This window comes from Streptomonospora arabica (assembly GCF_039531585.1).
GTDB lineage: Bacteria > Actinomycetota > Actinomycetes > Streptosporangiales > Streptosporangiaceae > Streptomonospora > Streptomonospora halophila.
In genome coordinates this window covers 1,947-5,407 of the sequence record NZ_BAAAQI010000036.1, presented here as the reverse complement: position 1 = coordinate 5,407, position 3,461 = coordinate 1,947, and the positions used below count along the sequence as shown (strand labels likewise).

The following is a 3,461-nucleotide window of genomic DNA, read 5'->3' as shown; positions in this document are numbered from 1 at the left end:
TTCGGGCATAAAAAAAGGCGGGGGCGCAACCCGAACAAACGGGCCACACCCCCACCAACAAAAAATGCGGCAGCAACCTACTCTCCCACCCCCACCATGAAGGCAGTACCATCGGCGCAAAGAGACTTAACGACCGGGTTCGAAATGAGACCGGGTGTGACCCTCCCGCTATCACCACCGCAAAACCACACCCCCACACCCACAAGCGCAGAGGAAAACCAACAGCCCCCAACCCACCACACGACAGGCCAGGACAACCAGAACAGCATGCGCGAGCACCCAGCATCCACGGCGGACAAGCCCTCGGCCTATTAGTACCGGTCAGCTCCACCCCTCACAAGGCTTCCACACCCGGCCTATCAACCCAGTCATCACCTGGCGGCCTTACCCCCACCACAGGGCAGGAGACCTCATCTCGAAGCAAGCTTCCCACTTAGATGCTTTCAGCGGTTATCTCTCCCGAACGTAGCCAACCAGCCATGCCCCTGGCGGAACAACTGGCACACCAGCGGTTCGTCCGTCCCGGTCCTCTCGTACTAGGGACAGCCCTCCACAAGTCTCCAACGCGCGCAGCGGATAGGGACCGAACTGTCTCACGACGTTCTAAACCCAGCTCGCGTGCCGCTTTAATGGGCGAACAGCCCAACCCTTGGGACCAACTCCAGCCCCAGGATGCGACGAGCCGACATCGAGGTGCCAAACCATCCCGTCGATACGGACTCTTGGGGAAGATCAGCCTGTTATCCCCGGGGTACCTTTTAGCCGTTGAGCGACGCCGCTTCCACACGCCGGCGCCGGATCACTAGTCCCTGCTTTCGCACCTGCTCGACACGTCCGTCTCACAGTCAAGCTCCCTTGTGCACTTACACTCACCACCTGATTGCCAACCAGGCCGAGGGAACCTTTGGGCGCCTCCGTTACCCTTTAGGAGGCAACCGCCCCAGTTAAACTACCCACCAGACACTGTCCCCGAACCGGATCACGGCCCAAGGTTAGATGCCCGAAACAGCCAGAGTGGTATTTCACCAACGCCTCCACCGCCACTAGCGTGACAGCATCACCGGCTCCCACCTATCCTACACAAACCATCCCAAACACCAATGTCAAGCTATAGTGAAGGTCCCGGGGTCTTTCCGTCCTGCTGCGCGAAACGAGCATCTTTACTCGTACTGCAATTTCACCGGGCCCGCGGTTGAGACAGCGGGGAAGTCGTTACGCCATTCGTGCAGGTCGGAACTTACCCGACAAGGAATTTCGCTACCTTAGGATGGTTATAGTTACCACCGCCGTTTACTGGCGCTTAGATTCCCAGCCTCACACCAAAAGGCGCTAACCAGTCCTCTTAACGTTCCAGCACCGGGCAGGCGTCAGTCCGTATACAGCGTCTTACGACTTCGCACGGACCTGTGTTTTTAATAAACAGTCGCTTCCCCCTGCTATCTGCGACCCCACCCAGCTCACAGGGAAAACCTGATCACCAGACAGGGCTCCCCTTCTCCCAAAGTTACGGGGACAATTTGCCGAGTTCCTTAACCACGGATCACCCGAACGCCTCGGTATACTCTACCTGACCACCTGCGTCGGTTTCGGGTACTGGCCGCACACGCACTCGCTAGAGGCTTTTCTCGACAGCACGGGATCACTCACTTCACCAAAAACGGCTCGGCATCACGCCTCACCCACAACAGGGCAGGGATTTACCACCACCCCGGGCTACACGCTTACCCCCGGACAACCACCGCCGGGTAGAGCTACCCCACTGCGTCACCCCATCACTTGCCTACACACCCCTCGGGTCCCGGACCCGGACACCGCAGCGACCCGAAGGCCACCACAGCACCGGACACGGTCAGCATCAGGGCTATCAACACGGACGCACGCACACGGGTACGGGAATATCAACCCGTTATCCATCGACTACGCCTGTCGGCCTCGCCTTAGGTCCAGACTCACCCTGGGCGGATTAACCTGCCCCAGGAACCCTTAGTCAATCGGCGCCGGAGTTTCCCACTCCGGTATCGCTACTCATGCCTGCATTCTCACTCGCACGCCCTCCACCACAAGGTCACCCCGCAGCTTCACCGAACGCACGACGCTCCCCTACCGGCCACACCAACGATGCGGCCCCCCAGCTTCGGCGGTGCACTTCAGCCCCGCTACATTATCGGCGCAGAATCACTTGACCAGTGAGCTATTACGCACTCTTTCAAGGATGGCTGCTTCTAAGCCAACCTCCTGGTTGTCTCAGCAACTCCACAACCTTTCCCACTTAGCACACCCTTAGGGGCCTTAGCTGGAGATCTGGGCTGTTTCCCTCTCGACCACGAAGCTTATCCCCCGCAGTCTCACTGCCATGCTCCACTCCACCGGCATTCGGAGTTTATCTGACCTCAGTAACCTGGTCGGGCCCATCAGCCAAACAGTAGCTCTACCTCCGGGGAGCACCACACAACGCTGCACCTAAATGCATTTCGGGGAGAACCAGCTATCACGGAGTTTGATTGGCCTTTCACCCCTACCCACAGCTCATCCCCCAGGTTTTCAACCCTGGTGGGTTCGGGCCTCCACGAAGTCTTACCTCCGCTTCACCCTGGCCATGGGTAGATCACCCCGCTTCGGGTCCACAGCATGCGACTCACACGCCCTCTTCAGACTCGCTTTCGCTACGGCTACCCCACCCGGGTTAACCTCGCCACACACCACGACTCGCAGGCTCATTCTTCAAAAGGCACGCCATCACCCCACACCAAAGCAGAGCTCTGACGGCTTGACAGCACACGGTTTCAGGTACTATTTCACAACCCCTCACCGGGGCACTTTTCACCTTTCCCTCACGGTACTCGTCCACTATCGGTCACCAGGACGTATTCAGGCTTGACAGGTGGTCCTGCCAGATTCACACGGAATTCCTCGGGCTCCGCGCTACTCGGGGACACGCCCAATGAACCATGATGCGCCTTCGCCTACGGGACTCTCACCCACTCCGGCACCGCTTCCCAACGGCTTCGACTAACACACCACAACCCACACCAGGCCGGCAGACCCAGTACAGACGAACCCCACAACCCCACGCACGCAACGACTGCCGCCTTACACACGCACGCGGTTTAGCCACCATCCCCGTTCGCTCACCACTACTCAGGGAATCACTGTTGTTTTCTCTTCCTGCGGGTACTGAGATGTTTCACTTCCCCGCGTCACCACCAACCGCCCTATACATTCAGACGGCGGCAACCCGACACAACTCGGGCTGGGTTCCCCCATTCGGACACCCGCGGATCACAGCTCGGTTGACAGCTCCCCGCGGCCTATCGCGGCCTCCCACGTCCTTCATCGGCGCCTGGTACCAAGGCATCCACCGTATGCCACTCTTGCTTGGCCACCGCAGATACAAGATGCTCGCGCACACTATCCACAAATCAAACCACCAGCCACAAACCCGACCACAACCCCGCACCCGC

At 59.2% G+C, this 3,461-nt stretch carries 2 rRNA genes; both read right to left on the bottom strand.

Features of this window, described 5'->3' with window-relative positions:
- Positions 1-64: 64 nt before the first annotated feature.
- Positions 65-182: ribosomal RNA gene (gene rrf, locus ABD284_RS25645) — 5S ribosomal RNA — on the bottom strand.
- Between the two features lie 108 nt (positions 183-290).
- Positions 291-3,382: ribosomal RNA gene (locus tag ABD284_RS25640) — 23S ribosomal RNA — on the bottom strand.
- Positions 3,383-3,461: the final 79 nt, after the last annotated feature.